23 protein-coding genes are annotated in these 22,175 nt (G+C 67.6%); 13 read left to right on the plus strand and 10 right to left on the minus strand.

What is annotated here, in order from left to right; genetic code table 11:
- Positions 1-3 precede the first annotated feature (3 nt).
- From O4H32_RS06690 to O4H32_RS06710, 5 genes are read left to right on the plus strand one after another with little or no spacing between them, the layout of a single operon-like run.
- Entirely contained in the window at positions 4-3,759 is a 3,756-nt protein-coding gene (locus O4H32_RS06690) for a nitrate reductase subunit alpha (RefSeq protein ID WP_269357796.1), read from the plus strand.
- 12 nt (positions 3,760-3,771) lie between these two features.
- Positions 3,772-5,313, plus strand: a complete 1,542-nt coding sequence (narH, locus tag O4H32_RS06695; RefSeq protein WP_269357798.1) for a nitrate reductase subunit beta — start codon at positions 3,772-3,774, stop codon at positions 5,311-5,313.
- Positions 5,314-5,326: 13 nt separating this feature from the next.
- Positions 5,327-6,025, plus strand: coding sequence for a nitrate reductase molybdenum cofactor assembly chaperone (narJ, locus tag O4H32_RS06700; protein ID WP_269357800.1), 699 nt, complete (start codon positions 5,327-5,329; stop codon positions 6,023-6,025).
- A 10-nt stretch (positions 6,026-6,035) separates the two neighbouring features.
- Complete coding sequence (narI, locus tag O4H32_RS06705; protein WP_269357802.1) at positions 6,036-6,722, plus strand: respiratory nitrate reductase subunit gamma; 687 nt, start codon at positions 6,036-6,038, stop codon at positions 6,720-6,722.
- An 18-nt stretch (positions 6,723-6,740) separates the two neighbouring features.
- A complete protein-coding gene (locus O4H32_RS06710) occupies positions 6,741-7,487 on the plus strand; it encodes a peptidylprolyl isomerase (RefSeq protein WP_269357804.1) in 747 nt (248 codons plus the stop codon).
- A 69-nt stretch (positions 7,488-7,556) separates the two neighbouring features.
- On the opposite strand, the gene O4H32_RS06715 is transcribed toward O4H32_RS06710, so the two are convergent.
- From O4H32_RS06715 to O4H32_RS06725, 3 genes are read right to left on the minus strand one after another with little or no spacing between them, the layout of a single operon-like run.
- Entirely contained in the window at positions 7,557-8,021 is a 465-nt protein-coding gene (locus tag O4H32_RS06715; RefSeq protein ID WP_269357806.1) for an RrF2 family transcriptional regulator, read from the minus strand.
- 19 nt (positions 8,022-8,040) lie between these two features.
- On the minus strand, positions 8,041-9,345 hold the full coding sequence (locus tag O4H32_RS06720; protein ID WP_269357808.1) for an NnrS family protein: 1,305 nt from the start codon (positions 9,343-9,345) through the stop codon (positions 8,041-8,043).
- Positions 9,323-9,745 (minus strand): group III truncated hemoglobin, encoded by a 423-nt coding sequence (locus O4H32_RS06725; RefSeq protein ID WP_269357810.1) that lies wholly within the window; start codon positions 9,743-9,745, stop codon positions 9,323-9,325. Before O4H32_RS06725 ends, O4H32_RS06720 begins: the two co-directional genes overlap by 23 nt.
- Positions 9,746-9,922: 177 nt before the next feature.
- On the opposite strand from O4H32_RS06725, the gene O4H32_RS06730 reads away from it, so the two are divergent.
- Entirely contained in the window at positions 9,923-11,020 is a 1,098-nt protein-coding gene (locus tag O4H32_RS06730; protein WP_269357922.1) for a glycosyltransferase family 2 protein, read from the plus strand.
- Positions 11,017-12,663 carry an ArnT family glycosyltransferase gene (locus O4H32_RS06735; protein WP_269357812.1) on the plus strand — a complete coding sequence of 549 codons (1,647 nt, stop codon included), beginning with the start codon at positions 11,017-11,019 and terminating at the stop codon, positions 12,661-12,663. The genes O4H32_RS06730 and O4H32_RS06735 overlap by 4 nt, the downstream gene beginning before the upstream one ends.
- Here the strand turns inward: O4H32_RS06735 and O4H32_RS06740 are convergent.
- On the minus strand, positions 12,623-13,015 hold the full coding sequence (locus tag O4H32_RS06740; RefSeq protein ID WP_269357813.1) for a GtrA family protein: 393 nt from the start codon (positions 13,013-13,015) through the stop codon (positions 12,623-12,625). The two genes, O4H32_RS06735 and O4H32_RS06740, sit on opposite strands and share 41 nt — an antisense overlap.
- 67 nt (positions 13,016-13,082) lie before the next feature.
- On the opposite strand from O4H32_RS06740, the gene O4H32_RS06745 reads away from it, so the two are divergent.
- The 5 genes from O4H32_RS06745 (at position 13,083) to mobA (ending at position 16,607) form a co-directional block, all read left to right on the plus strand.
- Positions 13,083-13,838 (plus strand): ChbG/HpnK family deacetylase, encoded by a 756-nt coding sequence (locus O4H32_RS06745; RefSeq protein ID WP_407932623.1) that lies wholly within the window; start codon positions 13,083-13,085, stop codon positions 13,836-13,838.
- Entirely contained in the window at positions 13,835-14,197 is a 363-nt protein-coding gene (locus O4H32_RS06750; RefSeq protein ID WP_269357815.1) for a protein tyrosine phosphatase family protein, read from the plus strand. Before O4H32_RS06745 ends, O4H32_RS06750 begins: the two co-directional genes overlap by 4 nt.
- Positions 14,198-14,266: 69 nt before the next feature.
- Complete coding sequence (locus O4H32_RS06755; RefSeq protein ID WP_269357816.1) at positions 14,267-14,728, plus strand: universal stress protein; 462 nt, start codon at positions 14,267-14,269, stop codon at positions 14,726-14,728.
- Between the two features lie 12 nt (positions 14,729-14,740).
- Positions 14,741-15,826 (plus strand): GTP 3',8-cyclase MoaA, encoded by a 1,086-nt coding sequence (moaA, locus tag O4H32_RS06760; RefSeq protein ID WP_269357817.1) that lies wholly within the window; start codon positions 14,741-14,743, stop codon positions 15,824-15,826.
- A 187-nt stretch (positions 15,827-16,013) separates the two neighbouring features.
- Positions 16,014-16,607 carry a molybdenum cofactor guanylyltransferase MobA gene (mobA, locus tag O4H32_RS06765; protein ID WP_269357818.1) on the plus strand — a complete coding sequence of 198 codons (594 nt, stop codon included), beginning with the start codon at positions 16,014-16,016 and terminating at the stop codon, positions 16,605-16,607.
- A 44-nt stretch (positions 16,608-16,651) separates the two neighbouring features.
- Here the strand turns inward: mobA and O4H32_RS06770 are convergent, their stop codons facing one another.
- The 5 genes from O4H32_RS06770 to moaC are packed head-to-tail and all read right to left on the minus strand — an operon-like array spanning position 16,652 to position 19,660.
- Positions 16,652-17,860 (minus strand): molybdopterin molybdotransferase MoeA, encoded by a 1,209-nt coding sequence (locus O4H32_RS06770; protein WP_269357819.1) that lies wholly within the window; start codon positions 17,858-17,860, stop codon positions 16,652-16,654.
- Between the two features lie 13 nt (positions 17,861-17,873).
- A complete protein-coding gene (locus O4H32_RS06775) occupies positions 17,874-18,398 on the minus strand; it encodes a molybdenum cofactor synthesis domain-containing protein (RefSeq protein WP_269357820.1) in 525 nt (174 codons plus the stop codon).
- Between the two features lie 42 nt (positions 18,399-18,440).
- The gene (locus tag O4H32_RS06780) at positions 18,441-18,893 is read right to left on the minus strand and encodes a molybdenum cofactor biosynthesis protein MoaE (protein WP_269357821.1); all 453 of its coding nucleotides are present in this window, start codon (positions 18,891-18,893) and stop codon (positions 18,441-18,443) included.
- A gap of 40 nt (positions 18,894-18,933) precedes the next feature.
- Positions 18,934-19,188: a MoaD/ThiS family protein gene (locus O4H32_RS06785; RefSeq protein ID WP_269357822.1), complete on the minus strand. Its 255-nt coding sequence runs from the start codon at positions 19,186-19,188 to the stop codon at positions 18,934-18,936.
- Positions 19,166-19,660 carry a cyclic pyranopterin monophosphate synthase MoaC gene (moaC, locus tag O4H32_RS06790; RefSeq protein ID WP_269357823.1) on the minus strand — a complete coding sequence of 165 codons (495 nt, stop codon included), beginning with the start codon at positions 19,658-19,660 and terminating at the stop codon, positions 19,166-19,168. The genes O4H32_RS06785 and moaC overlap by 23 nt, the downstream gene beginning before the upstream one ends.
- Before the next feature lie 105 nt (positions 19,661-19,765).
- Here moaC and O4H32_RS06795 point away from each other — a divergent pair, with 105 nt between their 5' ends.
- A complete protein-coding gene (locus O4H32_RS06795) occupies positions 19,766-21,094 on the plus strand; it encodes an MFS transporter (RefSeq protein WP_269357824.1) in 1,329 nt (442 codons plus the stop codon).
- 6 nt (positions 21,095-21,100) lie between these two features.
- Here the strand turns inward: O4H32_RS06795 and O4H32_RS06800 are convergent, their stop codons facing one another.
- Positions 21,101-22,120, minus strand: a complete 1,020-nt coding sequence (locus tag O4H32_RS06800; RefSeq protein WP_269357825.1) for a BMP family protein — start codon at positions 22,118-22,120, stop codon at positions 21,101-21,103.
- Between the last annotated feature and the right edge of the window lie 55 nt (positions 22,121-22,175).

Raw genomic sequence — 22,175 nt, forward strand, 5'->3', positions numbered from 1 at the left:
ATCGTGAGCCATTTCATCGATCGCCTGAAATATTTTTCCCGCCCGAAGGAAACTTTTTCCGACGGGCACGGCGCCGTGGTCCGCGAAGACCGCACCTGGGAAGACGCCTACCGCAACCGCTGGCAGCACGACAAGATCGTCCGCTCCACCCACGGCGTGAACTGCACCGGGTCCTGCTCCTGGAAAATCTACGTCAAGGGCGGTCTGGTCACCTGGGAAACGCAGCAGACCGATTACCCGCGCACCCGCCCGGACATGCCCAACCACGAACCGCGCGGCTGTCCGCGCGGGGCCACGTTCTCGTGGTACCTGTACAGCGCCAACCGGGTCAAATACCCGATGCTGCGCGGCCGTCTGGCCCGGCTGTGGCGCGAACAGCGCAAGACGATGGGCGCCGTCCAGGCCTGGGAAGCCATCGTCTCCGATCCGGACAAGGCCGCCAGCTACAAGACCGCGCGCGGCCTGGGCGGCTTCGTCCGCTCGAACTGGGACGAGGTCAACGAGATCGTTGCGGCGGCCAATATCCACACCATCAAGCGCCACGGTCCGGACCGCATCGCCGGCTTTTCGCCGATCCCGGCCATGTCCATGGTGTCCTACGCCTCGGGCAGCCGCTATCTGTCGCTGCTGGGCGGGTCGCTGCTCAGCTTCTACGACTGGTATTGCGACCTGCCGCCCTCCAGCCCCCAGACCTGGGGCGAGCAGACCGACGTCAGCGAATCGGCCGACTGGTACAACTCGACCTTCATCATGCTGTGGGGCTCGAACGTGCCCCAGACCCGCACGCCCGACGCCCACTTCATGGTCGAGGCCCGCTACCGGGGGGCCAAGGTCGTGTCCGTGTTCCCGGACTACGCCGAAGGCGCCAAATTCGGCGACATCTGGCTGCATCCCAAGCAGGGCACCGACGCGGCGCTCGCCCTGGCGATGGGCCACGTCATCCTCAAGGAATTCCACCTGGCGGGCAAGAGCGCCTACTTCGACCGCTATTGCCGCCAGTACACCGACATGCCCTTCCTGGTGCGCCTGGTGCGCCAGGGTGACCGCTACGTGCCCGACCGCAAGCTGCGGGCGGACGATTTCACCGACCGGCTGGGCCAGGACAACAACCCCGAATGGAAGACCGTCGCCTTCGACGAGGACACGGATGAACTGATCGTGCCCCAGGGCTCCATCGGTTTCCGCTGGGGTCAACAAGAGGGCGGGGACGCCGGCAAGTGGAATCTGGAACTCAAGGACGCCCGGGGCCACGATGTGCGGCCGCGTCTGTCCCTGCTCGATGTCCACGACGAGGTCGCGCCGGTGGCCTTCCCGTATTTCGGCGGCGTCCACCACGACCATTTCCAGGGCTCGGAACACGACGAGGTCCTGGTGCGCAACCTGCCCGTCAAGCGCGTGCGGACCGCCGAGGGCGACGTGCTGGTCGCCACGGTGTTCGATCTGTTCGTGGCCAACTACGGCATCGACCGGGGCCTGGGCGGCGACAACGCCGCCGCTTCCTACGATGACGATGTGCCCTATACCCCGGCCTGGCAGGAACGCATCACCGGCGTGGACCGCGAAAAGGTCATCACCGTGGCCCGCCAGTTCGCCGACAACGCCGCCAAGACCGAAGGCAAGTCCATGGTCATCCTGGGCGCCGGCCTGAACCACTGGTACCACATGGACATGGCCTACCGGGGCATCATCAACCTCGTGTCCATGTGCGGCTGCGTGGGTCAGTCCGGCGGCGGCTGGTGCCACTACGTGGGCCAGGAAAAACTGCGTCCGCAGACCGGCTGGACCATGCTGACCTTCGCGCTGGACTGGCTGCGTCCGCCGCGCCACATGAACGGCACGTCGTTCTTCTATGCGCACACCGACCAGTGGCGCTACGAAAAGCTCCAGGTGCCGGAACTGCTCTCGCCCCTGGCGGACGCCTCGAAATACCAGGGCAGCCTGATCGACATGAACGTGCGCGCCGAGCGCATGGGCTGGCTGCCCACGGCGCCGCAACTGCAGACCAATCCGCTCCAGGTCGTGCGCGACGCCCGGGCGGCCGGCGTGGATCCCAAGGAATACGCGGTGCGCGGCCTGCGCGATGGCGCGCTGAAATTCTCCTGCGAGGATCCCGATCACCCCGACAACTTCCCGCGCAACCTGTTCGTCTGGCGCTCCAACATCCTGGGGTCTTCGGGCAAGGGGCACGAATATTTCCTCAAGCATCTGCTGGGGACCCAGCATGGCGTGCAGGGCAAGGACCTGGGCGAGGCGGGAGGGGTCAAACCCCTGGAGGTGGCCTGGCACGACGATGCGCCGCAGGGCAAGCTCGACCTGTTGGTGACCCTCGACTTCCGCATGTCCACGACCTGTCTGTATTCGGACGTGGTGCTGCCCACGGCGACCTGGTACGAAAAGAACGACCTGAACACGTCCGACATGCACCCCTTCATCCACCCGCTGTCGGCGGCCGTGGACCCGGTCTGGGAATCGCGCAGCGACTGGGAAATCTACAAGGGTCTGGCGAAGAAATTTTCCGAGCTGGCGGCCGACGCGGATCTGCCCGACGAGGACCTGGTGCTGCAGCCCCTGCAGCACGATTCTCCGGGCGAACTCAGCGACCCCTACGATGTGCGCGAATGGCGCAAGGGCGAATGCGACCTGGTCCCCGGCAAGACGATGCCGAACATGATGGTCGTGAACCGGGACTACAAACATGTCTACGAGCGTTTCACCACGCTCGGGCCGCTGGCCGAGAAACTGGGCAACGGCGGCAAGGGCATTTCCTGGGACACGAAGGAAGAGGTCGAGTTCCTCGGCAAGCTGAACGGCCGCGAGCGCGAGCCCGGCGTCGGCCAGGGCCAGCCGCGCATCTTCACCGACATCGACGCCTGCGAGACCGTCCTGACCCTGGCGCCCGAAACCAATGGTCACGTCGCCCTGAAGGCCTGGGAGGCCCTGTCCAAATTCACCGGACGGGACCATTCCCACCTGGTCAAATCCAGCGAACACGAAAAAATCCGCTTCCGCGACATCCAGGCCCAGCCGCGCAAGATCCTGACCTCGCCCACCTGGTCGGGCATCGAGTCCGACAAGGTCAGCTACAGCGCCGGCTATACCAACGTGCATGAACTGATTCCATGGCGCACGCTGACCGGACGCCAGGAACTCTACCAGGACCACCCCTGGATGCGCGATTTCGGCGAAGCCCTGTGCGTGTACCGGCCGCCGGTGGACACCAAGACCATCGGACCCATGCTGGACAAGCGCTTCAGCAATGGCGAACCGCACGTGGTGCTGAACTTCATCACGCCGCACCAGAAATGGGGGATTCACTCCACCTATTCCGACAACCTGATCATGCTCACGCTCTCGCGCGGCGGCCCGATCGTCTGGATGTCGGAGATCGACGCGGCCAAGGCCGGCATCGTGGACAACGACTGGATCGAGGTCTTCAACGTCAACGGGGCGCTGGTCGCGCGCGCCGTGGTCAGTCAGCGCGTGCCCGAGGGCATGACCATGATGTACCACGCCCAGGAAAAGATCGTGAACGTGCCCGGGTCCGAGATCACCGGCAAACGCGGCGGGATCCACAATTCCGTGACCCGCACCGTGCTCAAGCCGACGCACATGATCGGCGGCTACGCCCAGTTGTCCTACGGCTTCAACTACTACGGCACGGTCGGTTCGAACCGCGACGAGTTCGTGGTCGTGCGCAAAATGAAAAACATCGACTGGATGGACGAAACCCACGAGGTTTCCGCCCAGACGCAGGCCTGAGGAGTCCGACCCATGAAAATCCGCGCGCAAGTCGCCATGGTCCTGAACCTGGACAAATGCATCGGCTGCCATACCTGTTCGATCACCTGCAAGAACGTCTGGACGTCCCGCGAAGGCATGGAATACGCCTGGTTCAACAACGTCGAGACCAAGCCCGGCGTGGGCTACCCCAAGGACTGGGAAAACCAGGACCGCTGGAACGGCGGCTGGCGCCGCCGCGACAACGGCCGCATCGAGCCGCGCCAGGGCGGCAAGCTGCGCCTGCTGTCGCGCATCTTCTCGAACCCGAACCTGCCCGAAATCGACGATTACTACGAGCCCTTCACCTACGACTACGACTACTTGCAGAAGGCCCCGGAACGCACCACGCCCCCCGTGGCGCGGCCGCGTTCCCTGATCACCGGCCAGCGCATGGAGAAGATCGAGTGGGGCCCCAACTGGGAAGAAATCCTGGGGGGCGAGTTCGCCAAGCGTTCGCAGGACTACAACTTCGAGGCGGTGCAGAAGGACATCTACGGGCAGTTCGAGAACACCTTCATGATGTATTTGCCGCGCCTGTGCGAGCACTGCCTGAACCCCACCTGCGTGGCCAGTTGTCCGTCCGGCTCCATCTACAAGCGGGCCGAGGACGGCATCGTCCTGATCGACCAGGACAAGTGCCGCGGCTGGCGCATGTGCGTGTCCGGCTGCCCTTACAAGAAGATCTACTACAACTGGAAGTCCGGCAAGGCGGAAAAGTGCATTTTCTGCTATCCGCGCATCGAGGCCGGCATGCCCACGGTCTGTTCCGAGACCTGCGTGGGCCGGATCCGCTATCTGGGCGTGCTGCTTTACGACGCCGACGGCATCGAGGCCGCCGCCGGCACGCTCCATGAAAAGGATCTCTACCAGGCGCAGCTGGACCTGTTTCTGGACCCGGAGGACCCGGAGGTCCGCCGCCAGGCCCTGGCCGACGGCATTCCGGAAAACTGGCTGGACGCGGCCCGCAATTCCCCGGTCTACAAGATGGCCGTCGAATGGAAGATCGCCTTCCCCCTGCATCCGGAATACCGCACCCTGCCCATGGTCTGGTACGTGCCGCCGCTCTCGCCCATCCAGTCCGCCGCCAACAGCGGGCAGATCGGCGCGTTCGGCGAGATTCCCGACGTGCAGTCGCTGCGCATTCCCCTGCGCTATCTGGCGAACCTGCTGACGGCCGGCGACGAGGCGCCGATCGCCACGGCGTTGGAGCGCCTGCTGGGCATGCGCGCCTTCATGCGGGCGCGTTCGGTGGACCGCCAGGAACGCCACGACATCCTGGACCAGGTCGGCCTGACCTTGCATCAGGTCGAGGACATGCACCGCTATCTCGCCATCGCCAACTACGAGGACCGCTTCGTGGTGCCCACCGCCCACCGGGAAAACGCCGAGAACGCCTTCGAGATCCGGGGCGGCTGCGGGTTCACCTTCGGCAACGGCTGTTCGGGCGGCACATCCGAGGGCTCGCTGTTCGGCAAACCGCGCAACAAGCGCAAGCCGAGCGTGGTGTTCCTCGACCCGGCCCGCTCGGCCTGAACGGAGGCATGACATGGATTCCGTCACGACTTCCCGCCAGGCACCGGTTTTCTCCATCCTGTCCGTGTTGCTCGGCTATCCCGAGCGGGACTGGCTGGACGCCCTGCCGGAACTGCACGCGACCCTGCCGGCCGAGGCGCGCGCCCGGCTGGCACCCCTGTTCGACTTCCTGGACCGGGGAGAGGACCTGATCGACCTCCAGGAACAGTACGTCGCCACCTTCGACCGCCGGGCGGCCCATTCCCTGCATCTGTTCGAGCACGTGCACGGGGAATCCCGCGACCGCGGCCAGGCCATGGTGGATCTGCGCAACGAATACCTGAAACACGGGCTGGAGCCCGACACCACGGAACTGCCCGACTACGTGCCGCTGTTCCTGGAATTCCTCGGCCAGATCCCGGCCGAGGCGGCGGAGAACCTGCTGGGCGACGCCATCCATGTGCTGGCCCGGCTGGGCGACAAGCTTGCTGAATCGGGCAGCCCCTACGCCTGCCTGTTCGCCCAGTTGCGGACCATGACCGACGTCGAACCCGAGGTCCTGCCCGATCCCCCCGAAGGGGACATGGAAGAGACCCTGATCACCTTCGGCCCCCAGGCCGACGGCACCGAACCGCCTGTCATGCGGCGTCCGGGCGGCGGGGATGTCGCGCAGCCCATCGTGTTCCACCCGCCCCGTTCCCGCAAGGCCGGCCCGGCCGACGGCCAGGACTGAGGAGATTCCGATGAAAGACACACTCGATCTGTTCTTCTTTGGGGTGTACCCCTATATCGCGCTGACCGTGTTCTTCGTGGGCAGCCTGCTGCGTTTCGAGCGCGAGCAGTACACGTGGAAAAGCGACTCCAGCCAGCTATTGCGGCGTGGGTCGCTGCGTTGGGGCGGCAACCTGTTCCACATCGGGATCATCTCCTTGTTCTTCACCCATCTGGTGGGGCTGCTGACACCGCCGGCCGTCTATCACGCCTTCGGCGTGACGACGGAGTTCAAACAGATGATGGCCATCGTGGTCGGCGCGATCCTGGGGGTCGTGTGCCTGATCGGCCTGCTGCTGCTGATCCATCGCCGCTGGTCCGAAATCCGCCTGGCCCACAATTCCAATCTGTCCGACTGGGTGACGCTGCTGTGGATCCTGCTGGTCCTGGTGGTGGGGCTGGTCTCGATCTTCACGTCCGTGCGCCACACCGATGGGGCGGTGATGATCCAGCTGGGCGAATGGGCGCAGCGCATCGTCACCTTCCGTGGCGGCGCGGTCGGCGCCCTGGCGGGGGTGCCCGCCGTCTACCGCCTGCACATGGTGCTGGGCATGACGCTGTTCGTGATCTTCCCCTTTACCCGCCTGGTGCACGTGTGGTCGGGCTTCGCTTCGGTCACCTACCTGGCGCGGGCCTGGCAGATCGTGCGGCCGCGCTGACCGGACCCGGGAAACGGAATGATCACCGTCAACGACACGACCATCACCGAGGCCGAGATCCTGGCCGAGGTGCCGCGCCATCAGCGTGAAGCCAACCCCCGCCTGGCCGCCGGCCAGGAACTGGTGCTGCGCGTCCTGTGCCGCCAGCGCGCCGCCGAACTGGACCTGTCGGCCGAGGACGACGAGGCCCTGCTGGATGCCGTGCTGGCCCGCGATGTGCGCACGCCCGAAGCGGACGAGGCCAGTTGCCGACGCTACTATGAGCAGCATCCCGACGAATTCCGCGAAGGCGACCGCGTCGAGGCCTGGCACATCCTGTTCCAGGCCACGTCCGGTCTGGACGTGCAGAAATTGCGCGCCCGCGCCAACGGCATTCTGGCCGAGTTGCACCGCGACGGCCTGGGCGCGTTCGCGGCCTGCGCCCGGCGCTATTCCAACTGTCCGTCCGGGGCCAAGGGCGGTGCCCTGGGCGAACTGTCCCGTGGCGAAATGGTGCCGGAATTCGAGCGGGCGATCTTCGCTCTGCCGGAATACACCCTGGGCGGCGAGCTGGTCGAGACCCGCTTCGGTTTTCATATCGTGCGCACCGGCTTCAGGATCGAAGGCCGCGCCCTGCCGTTCGAGGACGTGCATGAGAGGCTGGCGGGCTGGCTGGAAGAAGCCAGCCGACGGCGGGCGGTGCACCAGTACTTGCAGCAGTTGGTCGGGGGCGCTCGCATCGAGGGCATCCCCATGCAGGGCGCGGATTCGCCGCTGGTCCAATAAAAGACTCCCGCGCCGCGCAGCCTGCGGCCGCTTGCCGCCCCCGCTCTTCCTTCGGACGCGGCCGGCGCCTCACGCGGCTGTCGTTAAACCGCCCGCCGCCACGCGCTCGGGCGCGATGCGGATCGCGGCCGGAGGGAAGGGCGGAATCACGTCGGCCAGCGTATGGGCGTCCAGGTGGTCCATGAAGGCCTGCATCGCGCCCGCCACGATGGGTTTCAGGCCGCAGCAACCGCTCAGGATGCAGTGGTTGTCTGTGCCCATGCATTCCACCAGCGCCAGGTCGTTCTCCATGTCGCGGATCAGCGCCCCCAGGCGGATCTTTCCGGGCTCGTGGGCCAGCTCCATGCCGCCGTTCTTGCCGCGTACCGTGCGGATCCAGCCGCGCTGGGCCAGACGGTGCGTGATCTTCATCAGGTGCGGTTCGGAGATGCCGTAGACCTGGGCGATCTCGGCGATCGTGCAAAGGCGGTCGCGGTGGCTGCCCAGATAGATCAGCAGCCGCACCGCGTAGTCGCTCATGTTGGTCAGGCGCATGGTGGGTTCCTGTCCGGTCTCAGCGCGCCTGGGCGGGCTGCGCGGTGGCCCGGGGCGGGGCGGCGGGCACGGGCTTGTCCGGCCGGGGGCGGATCAGCATCGGCGCGAAACGCCACAGATACAGCCCCATGCACAGGATCCAGGCGCAAGCGGCCAGATGCAGCAGGGTCTGGCTGGCGGCCGAGGGCCACAGCGCGGCCAGCCGGAAGATGGCGGCGGCGATCATCAGCCAGTAGCCGGCCAGCATGTTGCGGTCCAGGGCCAGCGGGCGGCCCAGGTGGCCCAGCGCCGTGCGGGTCAGCATCCCGATGATGAGGATGCAGAAGCCCGCCATGCCGATCAGGTGGACGTGCGTGGCGCTGCGCGCCAGCATGCCGCGCAGCAGCGACGGATCGAACAGGCCGCTGACCTGGACGGCCGCGGCCAGCAGGCCGATGCCGATGAAGGCGTAGCCCAGATACAGGATCCACAGCATGGGCTTGCGCAACACGGCCAGCGGCCGCCAGGCCAGCAACTGGCCCAGGGCGATCAGACCGGTCAGCGCCAGGCTGAAGGCCATGAGCAGCGGCAGCAAGGCCGGGCCGCCGTCGGCGGGAGGCGGCACGATCTGCATCAACACCCCGGCCGTCAGGGCCAGGGCGCTGAAGATCATCTGGACTTGGCCGGAGCGGGTCAGCATGGGAATCTGCAGGCCCTGGACCATGCGCATGGAGAAGAAAGGGATGACGCGTCGGGCGATCAGCAGGGCGATCACGGCCATGCCGATCAGGCCCAGGTCGAAGCGCCGCATCAGCAGCGTGTAATCGCCGCGCAGGGCCGCCAGCAGGTAGAGGAGGTCGGCCACGCCGAGCGCCAGCATCACCACCGGCAGGCCGTAGTTGCGGCGGCTGCGGCCTTTGATCATGACGCGCATCAGGCTCGCCGAGGCGGTCAGGAAGAACAGCAGCTCGGCCGCCGTGGCGATCCAGAAGCCCGTCAGCCCGCCCGCCAGGAAGCCGACGCGGGCGACGAGCCACAACAGGCACAGCAGGCCCAGGGGCCGGCCGGAGAGGGGGTTGAAGCCGGTCCAGGTGGCGCTGGCGGTCAGCAGGAAGCCGACCGCGATGGTGATGATGAAGCCCCACAGCATTTCATGGGCGTGCCAGTAGACCAGGGGCAGAGGGCCGTTCAGCACCTGGGGGGCGAAGATCCACAGGGCGATGGAGATCAGCGCCCAGGCCGCGCCGGCCAGGTACAGCGGCCGGAAGCCGAGGGCCAGGAAAGCCGTCATGGACGGCCGTGGGGCGGCGGCGGCCGGTTCCTCAATATTCAGCAGGCGGGACATGGGTGTCGAACTCCGTCACGGGTTGATCGGGTTGGTGGCTGATCTGGTAGCCATACCACAGGCTGCGGGCGATGCGGCGGGCGAAATCCTCGGCCTGGGCCGTGAAGGCGGGATTGTCGAATTCATCCAGCGTGTCGCGGAACAGCTCCAGCCAGCGCACGAACATCGGGCCTTCCAGGCCCGGCAGGGCGATGTGGCGCGGCATGGGCGTGCCGCTGTAGGTGCCGGTGCGCCGCAACAGCGACGACCAGAAGCGCACCATGCGTTCCAGGTGTTCGTCCCAGTCGTCGATGTGGGTGTCGAAGATCGGCCCCAGCACCTGATCCTGGCGGATGCGGCGGTAGAAATGGTGGACGAGGGCCGTGATTTCGTCCTCTGAGCAGACCGGAGTGTCTTCCATGCGGCGGCGTGTCTGGATTCCAAAGATTCATATTATAGGTATCTTAATAAGGAACCGCAAAATTCCGCCTGGCGGGATGGAGCCCGCCAGGCCCGGCGTTCAGTTATGATCGGGGTCTTCATCGGTTTTTCCTCTTTCCGGATCGCGCCCCTCGCGGCGGCGCTGGCGTTTCCCATCATGCCCGAACCCGTCACCCTTTCCTGCGTCATCCCCTGCTTGAACGAACAGGCCAATCTGGGCGTGCTGCTGCCGGAATTGCTGGCCATGCTGTCGCGCCAGGATTGCGTGCCGGAGATCATCGTCGTCGACGATGGCAGCACCGACGGCACGCCCGATCTGATGCGCCACTGGACCAGCCTGCATCCGGAAATCGTCTACCTGCGGCTGTCCCGCAATTTCGGCAAGGAGGCCGCCTTGACCGCCGGCCTGGAGGCCGCGCGCGGCGACGCCGTGGTCTGTCTGGACGCCGACATGCAGCACCCGCCCGACATGATTCCCGCGATGTTGTCGCGCTGGCGCGACGGGGTGCACATGGTCTACGCCGTGCGCGCGACGCGCGACGACGAAACCTGGTTCAAGCGCGTCGGCACCCGGCTGTTCTACGCCTTGATGCGCACATCCGACGGCATGGGCGTGCCGCCCAACGCCGGGGACTTCCGCCTGATGGACCGTGCCGTGGTCGACGCCCTGAAGCAGTTGCCGGAACGCGACCGCTTCATGAAGGGGCTGTTCGCCTGGGTCGGCTTCCAGTCCGAGTCCATGGTCTACACGCCGCCCCAGCGGCTGCACGGCGCCAGCCGCTTCCGGCCGCTGAAACTGCTGCGCTTCGCCGTGGACGGCCTGACGGCTTTCACCACCTGGCCGCTGCGCCTGCTCAGCCTGCTGGGCGCCTGCCTGTCGCTGCTGGCTTTCCTGTATGGCCTGATCATCATCGTGTCCCACCTGCTCTACGGCGACGCGGTGCGCGGCTGGGCCACCCTGATCACCGTGATCCTGTTCTTCGCCGGGGTCAATCTGATGTCGCTGGGGGTGGTGGGCGAATACGTCGCGCGCATCTTCACCGAGGTCAAGGGCCGGCCCGTCTATTTGCTGCGGGAACGTGCGGGCGCGGGCCTGGGCGGTGCGGACCCCGCCCGCGGCCAGGGGGGCGGATCCGCCCCCCGACCCGGCGTGGATGTCCCGCCGCCGCGCTATGCGAGCGCCGACATGGCCGACGCGGACAAGCCGCCGGCGACCACCGATGACTCTTTTCCGCCGGGAGGGCGGCAGGCATGAAATTCCCCGTTTTCGGCACACGGCTCGTGGACGCCGGCGAGTCCGTCTGGCTGCGCTTGCGGACCCGGCGCGCCTGGCCCTGGGTGGCGCTGTTCACGTTTCTCTGGCTGGCTGCCACGACCTGGATGTACCCGCTGTTGCTGCCCGACGAGGGCCGCTATGTCGGGGTGGCCTGGCACATGCTGGCTTCGGGGGACTACCTGACACCGCGTCTGGACGGCATGCCCTTCTTCCACAAGCCGCCGCTCTTCTACTGGCTGACGGCGGCGTCGCTGGCGGTGTTCGGCGACAATGCCTGGGCCGGGCGGCTGTGTTCGGTGCTGGCCGCCACGGCGCTGGTGACGGTGACTTACGTGTTCCTGCGTCGCTACGCCAGCGGCCGCGCCGCGGGCCGGACGGCCCTGATCCTGGCAGTGCAGCCTTTCCTGTTCGGGGCGGCGCACTACGCCAATCTGGACATGCTGGTGGCCGCCCTGATGAGCATGACCGTCATGGCGGGCGCCGACGCGGTGTTCCGCCGCGAGCAGATGCGTCCGGACGCCTGGTCGCTGACGGCCATGTACGTGGCGGCGGCGGCCGGGTTCATGGCCAAGGGCCTGATCGGCGTCGTGCTGCCGGGCGGAGCGCTGTGCTTCTGGCTGCTGGGCCGGCGCCGGTATCGCGCCATGGGCCGCCTGCTGTGGTGGCCTGGCATCCTCCTGTTCCTGGCGCTGACCCTGCCCTGGATGGCGGCCATGGAGACGCGCCATCCCGGCTTCTTCGACTATTACATCGTCTATCAGCATTTCCAGCGCTTCCTGGAGTCGGGCTTCAACAATCCGCACCCCTTCTGGTTCTATGTGCCGGTCGTGCTGGGCCTGACGCTGCCCTGGTCGATCCAGATCTGGCGATGGTTCCAGCCCAGGGGGCCGCTGCAGACGGCGTTCGTGCCGCCCGCCCATCGTATCGAGCAGGTCGACCGCCGGGTGCTGCGCGGCCTGATGCTGTCCTGGCTGCTCATGGTGCTGGTGTTCTTCTCGATTCCCACCTCGAAACTGGTCGGCTATGTGATCGCCGTGCTGCCGCCCCTGGCCTGGTTCATCCAGGAAACTTTCGAGCAGCGCGAGGAATCCACCGCCCCCGGGGCGGTCCGCAGTCTGGTGCGTCACGCCTTGGTGGCGGGCGGCTTGTGCCTGCTGGCCGTGGCGGCGATGGTACTGTTTCCGCAACGCAGCACCAAAAGCCTGGCCCAGACGTTGGCCGCGTCGGCGGCGCCCGGCGATCGCCTGGCGATGCTTGATCAGTATGCCTACGACGTGCCGCTGTACGCCGGCTGGGACGGTCCGGTCATCGCCGTCGCGCCCTGGGACGATCCGGATGTCATGCGAGGCGACGACTGGCGCCGCGAACTGGCCGACGCCGCCACTTTCACGCCCGACCGGGGCGCCGACAGGCTGTGGACGACACAGCGGCTGCAGACCTATCTGTGCGACCCGGGCCATGCGACGACCTGGCTGCTGGCCTGGCTGGACGAGGCCGGTCACTACCCGGCGCTGTCGGGCCGCGAACCCCTGGCGCGGACGTCCAGGATGGGCCTGTGGCGCATTCCGGCCGCGGAGACCGTCAATGGCTGCGGCGGAACGCCCAGTAGCGCCCCAGAATGAAGGTCATCCCGGCGATACCGATCAACACCAGGGCCAGCAGCACATCGTAACGGATTGCCGTCAGGCGCAGCAGGGCGGCGTAGGCGGCCTCGTTGACGGCGAAGCCCAGCGCCGACACCAGAAAGAATCGCGCCGCCGCGCGCCGCAGTGGCGCGCGATGATGGCGGAAGGTCAGGCGGTAATGGCCCGCGAAGGACACGCCGAACGCCACCAGCCAGCCGAAGACGTTGGCGGCCAGCGGTGCCAGGCCCCCCAGGGCCACGCAGGCCACGGCGACCGCCCAGTGGGTGGCCGCCGCCGCGCAGCCTACAATGACGAACCAGCCGATCTGGGCAGCGAACTTATTGAACATGGATCCGGATTCACACGCAGCAGGGCATCGATACCGGCGCATTGTATTGTGCGCCGATGATTTCGGGATGAATCCGGCGGTGAATGCCGGCATTCTGTCGCTGGCCGGAAGCGGCCGCCTTTCGGCCACCAGTCTGCTGGTCGATGGTCCGGCCGCGCGCCGGGACACGCCTGCGCTGCTGGCGTCCGGGCTGCAGATCGGCCTGCACCTGAATTTCACCGAATCCTTCGGCCAGCCCGGCCTGTGCCTGCCGCTGGGGCGGCTGATCCGGGCAGCCTGGCTGGGGCGGTTGCCCGACGACGCGGTGCGCGACGCCGTGCGGCGTCAACTGGCGTTGTTCCAGGACATCACGGGCCGCGAACCCGATTACGTCGATGGCCACCAGCATGTGCATCAGTTGCCGGGCATCCGCGACGCGCTGCTCGAATCGCTGCCCGCGCCCTGCGCCGGCCGGCCCTGGATCCGGGATGTCGGGCGGCCCCGCATGGCGGGCCTGCCGCCGCGCCTGCGCTTCAAGGCGGCGGTCATCGCCGGGCTGGGTGCCGCCGGTCTGAGGCGGCGGGCGGCCGCGCGCGGGCATGCGCTCAACCCCGGTTTTCTGGGCGTGTATGATTTCAAGGGAGGCGTTCCGGCCTACGAGGGCTGGATGCGCCGCTGGCTGGCGTCGTGCCGCGACGGCGACGTGCTGATGTGCCATCCCGCGCTCGGCGCGGATGCCACCGACACCCTGTCGGCGCAGCGCCAGGCCGAATACGAAGTGCTGGCGGGCCCGCTGATGGGGCGGCTGCTGGTGGAACATCACCTGAGGATCGAGACGATATGAGCCTGACCTACCAGACCCTGACGCCGGATTTCTCCGTTGCGCCTCAACTGCAGCCCGACGACATGCGGGCGCTGGCGGACGCGGGGTTCAAGTCCGTCATCATCAACCGCCCGGACGGCGAGGGCGGCCCCGGGCAGCCCCTGTCCGAAGACGTGTTGCGGGCGGCCCGGGAAGCCGGCCTGCAGGCCCGCTACCAGCCTGTGGTCAGCGGCTCGATCACGGCCGCCGACGTGGCCGAGTTTGCCGGCCTGCTGCGGGACCTGCCCGCGCCGGTGCTGGCGTTCTGCCGCTCGGGGGCGCGCTGCACGAATCTGTTCCTGGCGGCCCGGGAATATGGTGTAGATCAAACCCAGGGCTGATCCGACTGTCATTTCGGGGAGCCAGCAGGTATGCTGATGTCTCCCGTTAGCGTTTTGGATGATCCGCGCATGTTCAAGAAAATCCTGATCCCCACGGATGGCTCCAAGCTTTCCGCCCAGGCGGCCAACAAGGGCGTCTGCTTCGCCCGCACCATCGGTGCCGAAATCGTCGCCTTGCACGTGACCCAGCCGTTCGCCGCCACGGTCGGTTTCGACGGCATGGCCGCCGCCTATGCCATCACGGACGAAGACTACGACCGCACCGCCGCCGAACAGGCCAAGAAATACCTCCAGGCCGTGCTCGACCGGGCCGAGACCGCCGGCGTCAAGGCCAAGCCCCTGGCGGTATCCAACTTCAACGTCGCCGATGGCATCGTGCAGGCCGCCCAATCCGAGGGCTGCGACCTCATCTTCATCGGCAGCCACGGCCGCAGCGGCCTGTCGCGCCTGCTGCTGGGCAGCGTCACGGTCAAGGTCCTGGGCCTGGCCAAGGTCGCGACCCTGGTCTATCGTGTCAAGGAAAACGACTAGGGCCGTTGCCCCATGCCTGGCGTGATCCACCACCGGCCCCACCCGGAGCCCCTGGGCTGCGATGCGGCCCAGGGGCCGGGCGGGACAGTGCGCGACGCGCTCGGGCGGCCGTTGCGCGACCTCCGGATTTCCGTCACGGATCGCTGCAATTTCCGCTGCACTTACTGCATGCCGCGCGAACTGTTCGGGACGGACCACGTCTTTCTGCCTCACAGCGCCCTGCTGACCTTCGAGGAAATCACCCGGGTGGCACGGATCGCCCTGGCAAGCGGGGTGCGCAAGATCCGCCTGACCGGCGGTGAACCCTTGCTGCGCAAGCAGATCGAGACCCTCGTCGGGCTGCTGGCCGGCCTGCGCACGCCACAAGGCGAACCGCCGGAATTGACCTTGACTACCAATGGCACGCTCCTGGCCCGCAAGGCACGCGCGCTGGCCGAAGCAGGCCTGAAACGCGTCACGGTCAGCCTCGATGCGCTGGACGACGCCCTGTTCGAGCGCATGAGCGACAGCGGGGTCCCGGTCGCCACGATCCTCGACGGCATCGAAGCCGCCGCCGCTGCGGGCTTGTCCCCCGTGAAGGTCAACATGGTCGTGCGCCGGGGCATGAACGACGGCCAGATCCTGCCGATGGCGCGCCATTTCAGGCACACCGGCCACACGTTGCGTTTCATCGAATACATGGATGTCGGCAGCACCAACGGCTGGCGCATGGATGAAGTCGTCACCGGGGCGGAAATCGTGCGGATCGTCGGGGGCGAATTCCCGCTGCGGCCGCTCCAGGCCCGCTACCAGGGAGAGGTCGCCGCACGCTGGGCCTATGCCGATGGCGCGGGCGAGATCGGTTTGATCACCAGCGTGTCCCAGCCTTTCTGCGGTGACTGTACGCGGTTGCGGTTGTCGCCCGAAGGGCGGCTTTTCACCTGCCTGTTCGCCGAGCAGGGCCACGACCTGCGCGCGTTGCTGCGCGGCGGCGCCGACGACGCGGCGCTGGGCCGGCGCCTGTCGGGCGTCTGGCAGGCGCGCGACGACCGCTATTCCGAACGGCGCGGCGAGGCGCACCGCGATCACAAGATAGAAATGAGCTACATTGGTGGATGAGATCGGACACATAAAGGCCCCTGCGGGCCTTTATGTGCCGATCGAATCCGAGCGGCATGCAGGCCGCGAGGTGGGGGGATATTCCAATCCAAGACAGGCCCCTGCGGGCCTTTATGTGCCGATCGAATCCGAGCGGCATGCAGGCCGCGAGGTGGGGGGATATTCCAATCCAAGACAGGCCCCAGCGGTGGAGACAAAAGCCGAAGTGTTCGATGGTCTGATTCTGGCGGGCGGGCAGTCCCGGCGCATGCGGTCCGCCGATGCGCCGCATGTCGACAAAGGGCTGATGCCCTGGCGCGGCGAGCCCCTGGTGGCCCATGCCCGCCGTTTCCTGCGGGACCAGGGCGCGCAAACCCTGTGGATCAGCGCCAACCGCCATCCGGACGACTACGCGGCGTATGGCGAGGTGGTGCGTGACGACGCCGGGCATGCGGATTGCGGCCCCCTGGCCGGCGTACTGGCCGGGCTGAAGCACAGCCGGTCTCCCTCGCTGTTGGTGTTGCCGGTGGATGTCGTGCATTGTCCGGCCGATCTGGGCGCGCGGCTGAGCGCGGCGGCCAGCCCGGGCCGGCCGGCCTATGCCCGCACGCCCGATGGCCCGCATCCCCTGTGCCTGATGGCGCACCGCGATCTGGCGGACGGGTTGCGGGTGTTCCTGGAGTCCGGCGGACGACAGGTGCAGCGCTGGTTGCGGTCTTGCGATGCGGTCGCCGTCGATTTCTCCGACGCCGACGCATTGGTCAATCTGAACACGCCCGAAGACTGGGCCCGCTGGGCCTGAGCCATCCGCATGCGATGCCGCCGGGCCTTCGGGTCGGCGGGGCGTCAGGCCAGCCAGTCGGACAGCGCCATCCAGTCGACTTCCGCGCCGGACTCCAGCCGCGCGCCGGCCGGTATGCGGGCCAGGCCGTGAGCCCAGGCCAGGCTGCCGATCGCCCCCGAACTTTGCTGTGTGTGCGGCGTCAGGACAGGCAGTCCGGTGGCGCCCTGTGCAGCCTGGATGCGCAGGAAATCATCGCGTTCGCCGCCGACGGGGCGGGGGGTGTCCAGAATGCCGCGCCGCAAGGGGGGCAGCACGTCTCGCCGGCCCTGCAGGCCCCGGATGAGGGGGCTGACCAGCAGCGTGAATACGGCGAACGCCGAGACCGGGTTGCCTGGCAGGCAGACCACCGGACGGCCGTCGAGTTCGGCCAGCGCCACCGGCTTGCCCGGTTTCATGCGCACGCGCCACAGGTCCAGCGTGCCGCCCAGGGCTTCGATGGCGGGTTTGACCAGATCCTTTTCCCCGACCGAGGCGCCGCCCACGCTGAGCACCAGGTCGCAGGTTTCATTCAGTTCGGCCAGGGCCTGGCGCGTGGCGTCCGCATCGTCGCGGGCGTGACGCAGTACAGGCGCGGCCGTGCCCAGCCCGCCGCACAGGGCGGCGAGCATGGGCGCGTTGGAATTGTGAATGGCGGCGGGCGGCAGTGGCTGGCCGGGGGGGACGAGCTCGTCCCCGGTGGTCAGGATACCGACTTTAAGGCGTGGGAAAACGGCTGCCCGGTCGTGGCCCTGGGCCGCCAGGATGGCCAGATGGCCGGCCGTCAGGCGGGCGCCCCGGACGAGGACGGTCTGTCCGGTCCGCATGTCCTCGCCTCGGCGACGGATGTGCTGTCCGGGCGGCGGCGGCGCGAGAATGGCGACCCGGCCGTCCTCTTCGCGGCAGTCCTCCTGCATGACGACGGTGTCCGCGCCCGCCGGGATCACGCTGCCGGTGAACAGCCGGATGGCCTGGCCGGTCCGCAGGGGTTCGGGCGCCTGTCCGGCGAAGCAGCGCTGCTGGATCGGCAGCGTGGCGCCGGGGGTGGTCGCGTCGGCGGCGCGCAGCGCGTAGCCGTCCATGGCGCTGTTGTCGGCGGGCGGCAGGTCCAGGGCGGCGACGATGTCCTCGGCCAGCACGCGGCCGTGCAGGGCGTCGAGGGTAAGAGTCTCGTGTCCGGCGGGCGCGTGTCCGCGCGCCGCCAGGCGGGCCTGGGCGGTATCGAAGTCGAGCATGATCAGGGGCTGTTCACTCTGCTGGCGCGCGGTAGGCGCTGGCGAAATTGCAGGGACGCTGGCGGCTGTCGAACTGGGGCTGGAGGATTTTTTCCCAGGCCAGCTTGCAGGCGCCCGTCGAGCCGGGCAGGCAGAACACCAGGGTATCGTTGGCGGTGCCGCCCAGTGCGTCGGATTGCAGGGACGAGGCGCCGATGTCCAGCCAGGACAGGTGGCGGAACAGTTCGCCGAAGCCGGGTATGACCTGGTCCAGCAGCGGCGTGACGGCGGGAATGGTGGATTTTCCGTGGGAGAATCCCGTGCCGCCGTTGCACAGGATGACCTGGATGGCCGGATCGGCGATCCAGTCGCTGAGCACCTGGCGGATCCGGTAGCGGTCGTCCGGACACAGCGCGCGCGCCTGCGGGACGTGGCCCGCTTCGGCGAGGGCGGTGGCCAGGTAATCGCCGGTCGTGTCCTCGGCGGCTGTGCGGCGGCTGGAGATCGTCAGCACCGCGCAGCGCAGGCTGACGGGTGGCAGGGCGGGGTCGGCTTTCATGGCGTGTCCTGGGGCGATCCCCTTGATTAGTGTGAGCAGGCCCTAGTCCCATTGGGCGGTTTTTTCGGTGTCGGCGGCCCGCTGTTCGACCCAGAAGGCGCGGCCGTCGGCCAGGGTCTCGCGTTTCCAGAAGGGCGCGCGGGTTTTCAGGGCGTCGATGATGTATTCGCAGGCCTGGAAGGCCTGGCCCCGGTGGGCGGCGGCCACGCCGACGAAGACGATGGGGTCGCCCAGGGGCAGCTCGCCGACCCGGTGGACCACCAGCGTGTCGAGAATGTCCCAGCGCTGTGTCGCATGGTCGCACAGCGCCTGGATCTCGCGTTCGCACATGCCCGGGTAATGCTCCAGGAACAGGCTGCGGGAACCGGCGTCGGGGCTGTAGTCGCGCACCATGCCCAGGAAGTGCACCAGGGCGCCGGCGCGGCCGCTCGCGCGGGTCTGCAGTTGGCCGGCCAGTTCGGCGACGTCGAAGGGTTCGGTCTGGATGCGGATCATGTCGGGGTCCTGTCCGGGTTCGTCGGGCGCGCGCCGGACGCTAGCCGCCGGTGACGGGTTCGAACACGGCGACTTCATCACCCGGCCGGATCGTGGCGGCGCGGCCGGCGTGTTCCTGGTTGATGGCGAGCTTCAGGCGGGCCGTGGGTCCCAGCGCGGGGCAGCGCGCCGCCAGCGCGTCCAGCCAGGCGCCCGCCTGGACGGGCGCGTCCAGGGGCAGGGTCTCGCGCCGCCGGCCCATGTGTTCCGCGACTTGGGCGAAATACAGGACTTCAATCGTTGTGCCAGTCGCCACTCTTGCCTCCGGTTTTGCTGCGCAGGCGGACCTGCTCGATGACGATGCCCTTGTCGGCGGCCTTGCACATATCGTAGACCGTCAGGGCGGCGACCGAGCAGGCCGTCATGGCCTCCATTTCGATGCCGGTCTGATGGCGGGTGCGGCTGGTGGCGCGGATGGTCAGCGTCCGGTTGGATTCGTCGGCGGAAAAGTCCACCCCGACGAAGCTGAGCGGCAGGCTGTGGCACAGGGGGATGAGTTCGGCGCAGCGTTTGGCCGCCAGGATGCCGGCGATGCGGGCCGTGTTCAGGACTTCGCCCTTGGCGTTGGCCTGGGCCGACAGCAGGCCCCAGGCGTGGGCGTTCAGGCGCACCCGGGCCTCGGCCACGGCGGTGCGGTCGGTCGGGGCCTTGGCGCCGACGTCGACCATGCGGACCTGGCCATTTTCGTCCAGATGGCTGAGGGTGGGGGAAAGGTCTGAGTCGCTCATGAGCCTATGATAAACGAGGACGCCGCCGGGCGGCATGCGCCGCTGCTATGATGCTTGCTTGAGGGCAAAGCCGGATGCCGGCGGCGCTCCCGACCGGAATTCCGCATGACCAAGACGATCGGCGCATTCTTTTCCCTTTACTTGGCGACCCTGATCCTGCTGCTCAGTTCCGGGCTCTTCAATACGTACCTGAGCCTGCGGCTGACGGCGCTGTCCGTCTCCGAGGTCTGGGTCGGGGCGATGATCGCCGCGTATTACCTGGGCCTGGTGCTGGGCGCCCGGGTGGGGCACCGGCTGATCATCGGCGTGGGCCACATCCGCGCCTATGCGGCCTGCGCGGCGCTGGTCACCATCACCGTGCTGGTACTGATCCTGATCGACGATCTGTGGGTCTGGCTGGCGCTGCGTTTCATCGCGGGCATCGCCATGGTCAGCCTGTTCATCGCCATTGAAAGCTGGCTCAACGAGCAGACCGAGAATGCCTCGCGGGGGACGGTGTTCGGCTTCTACATGGTCGCGTCCTGTCTGGGCACCGTACTGGGCCAACTGGCGGTCGGCCTGTTTCCGGAACTGGATGCCGCTCCGCTGGTGTTCGTGGCGATCTGCAGCGTGCTCAGCCTGATCCCGGTGACGCTGACACGGCGCCTGCACCCGGCCCTGCAGGTGCCGGCGCCGCTGGCCCTGCGCTACTACGTGGCGCGCGTGCCCCTGTCCCTGACGGTGCTGTTCCTGGCCGGCATGCTGACGGGCGCGTTCTACGGGCTGGCCCCCGTCTACGGGCTGCAGCATGGCATGGACACTCACCAGGTTGGGGTGTTCCTGGCGGTGTCCGTCGCGGCCGGCCTGGTGTGCCAGTGGCCGCTGGGCTGGCTCGCCGATCACATGAGCCGGGTGCGCCTGATCCGCCTGGGCGCGCTGCTTCTGCTGTGCCTGGGGGTGCCTTTGTGGGGCTGGCTCCAGTTTCCCTATCCGGCGCTGGTCGCCTTTTCGGGCGTGCTGGGTATCGTCCAGTTCACGCTCTATCCCATGGGCGCGGCCTTCGCCAACGACAATGTCGATCCCGACCGCCGGGTGGGCCTGAGCGCCTTGCTGTACATGGTCTACGGCCTGGGGGCCTGTCTGGGGCCCTTGGCGGCGGGTGGCCTGATGCAGGTCTGGGGGGCGGACGTGTACTTCGTCTTCGTGTCGGCGTGCGCCGCCCTGCTGGTGGTGCTCATCCGCGAACGGAAGGTCAAGGGCACGCACCGCAGCGAGGACGCGCCCACCCAGTTCGTGCCCATGGCCGACACGCTGCAGAGCTCCAACGTGATGGCGGTGCTGGATCCGCGCGTCGATCCCCAGCGCGACATTTCGCACGATCCGGTGATCGACGATCCGCTGCCGCCGTCGGCAGGCGTGGCGCAGACCGGCACGAATGCCGGGTCGCCGGCCTGACGGGGCTTACAGCTGGAATTCGGGGCCGGTATAGTCGGCTTCGACCTGGATCGTGCCGTTCAGGATCTCTTCGCGCAGTGCGGCGATGCGTCGCCGTATGGGCTCGGGCGTATCCGGGGTCATGATCAGGCGGACGGCCTCGGGCTGTCCCAGCCCCACCTTGAATATCCGTCCGGCCTTGAAATGGCCGTTGCTCAGGTCCTGGCATGCCTGGAAGACGCCGATGCCGACGTCGGCCCAGGCGGAACCGATGAAGACATCCGGCTCGCGCGCCACCCAGTCGGTCACGTTGCCGATTTCCTTGATGCCCAGTTCCCGGCAGGCCTGGGTGGTGCCATCGCGGCCCTTGTTCAGCATGGTGTAGATGATGTCCGCCCCGGCTTTGGCCTGCGCCCGGGTGACGCGTGCGGCGAGCGCTTTGTCATCCTGATTGCCCGAAAAATTCGTCAGCAGCCTCACATCGGGATTGGCGTGCCGGACGCCGGCGGCATACGAGGCGCGGGCGCGCAGGCCGGGAGGCACGCGGATGCCCGATTGGTGGGCCACGATGCCGGTCCGGGTCATCAGGGCGGCATAGGCGCCGGCCAGCCAGGCCGATTCTTCCTGGCGCACGTCGTAGCTGCTGAGATTGCCGGCGGTGACGGCGCCTTGCGTGACGACGAACCGGATGTCCGGGAAATCCTTGGCGACCGTCAGTGCCGCTTCCGTGTTCTGTCCGCCATGGGCGATGATCAGGACGGGTTGGTGCGTTGTGGCCAGTTCACGCAAGGCGGCGATCTGGGCCCGGGTCTCGTTGGCGACCTTGTCTTTGTAGCGGGCCACGATGGGAAGGCTGTCCTGCGCTTTCTCGAGGCCTTGGTAGCCGGCCTGCATGAAACCGTGGTCGTCGATGTGGCCGCAGAACAGCGCGGCCACCACGGGTTTGTCGGCGGCGAAGGCCCCGCGCCCCAGCCAGGGGGAGGCCAGGGTTCCGGCGCTGGCCGAGGCGGCGGCCAGTAACCATTGCCGGCGGGTGAGTCCAGTCATGTGTCGTCTCCTGAAGCATTGAGGGCGTTTGTCGATGAAAGTCTTTTTATGCATC

The sequence above is a fragment of the Castellaniella denitrificans genome, assembly GCF_027214045.1.
In the GTDB taxonomy this organism is placed as follows: domain Bacteria; phylum Pseudomonadota; class Gammaproteobacteria; order Burkholderiales; family Burkholderiaceae_B; genus Castellaniella; species Castellaniella denitrificans_A.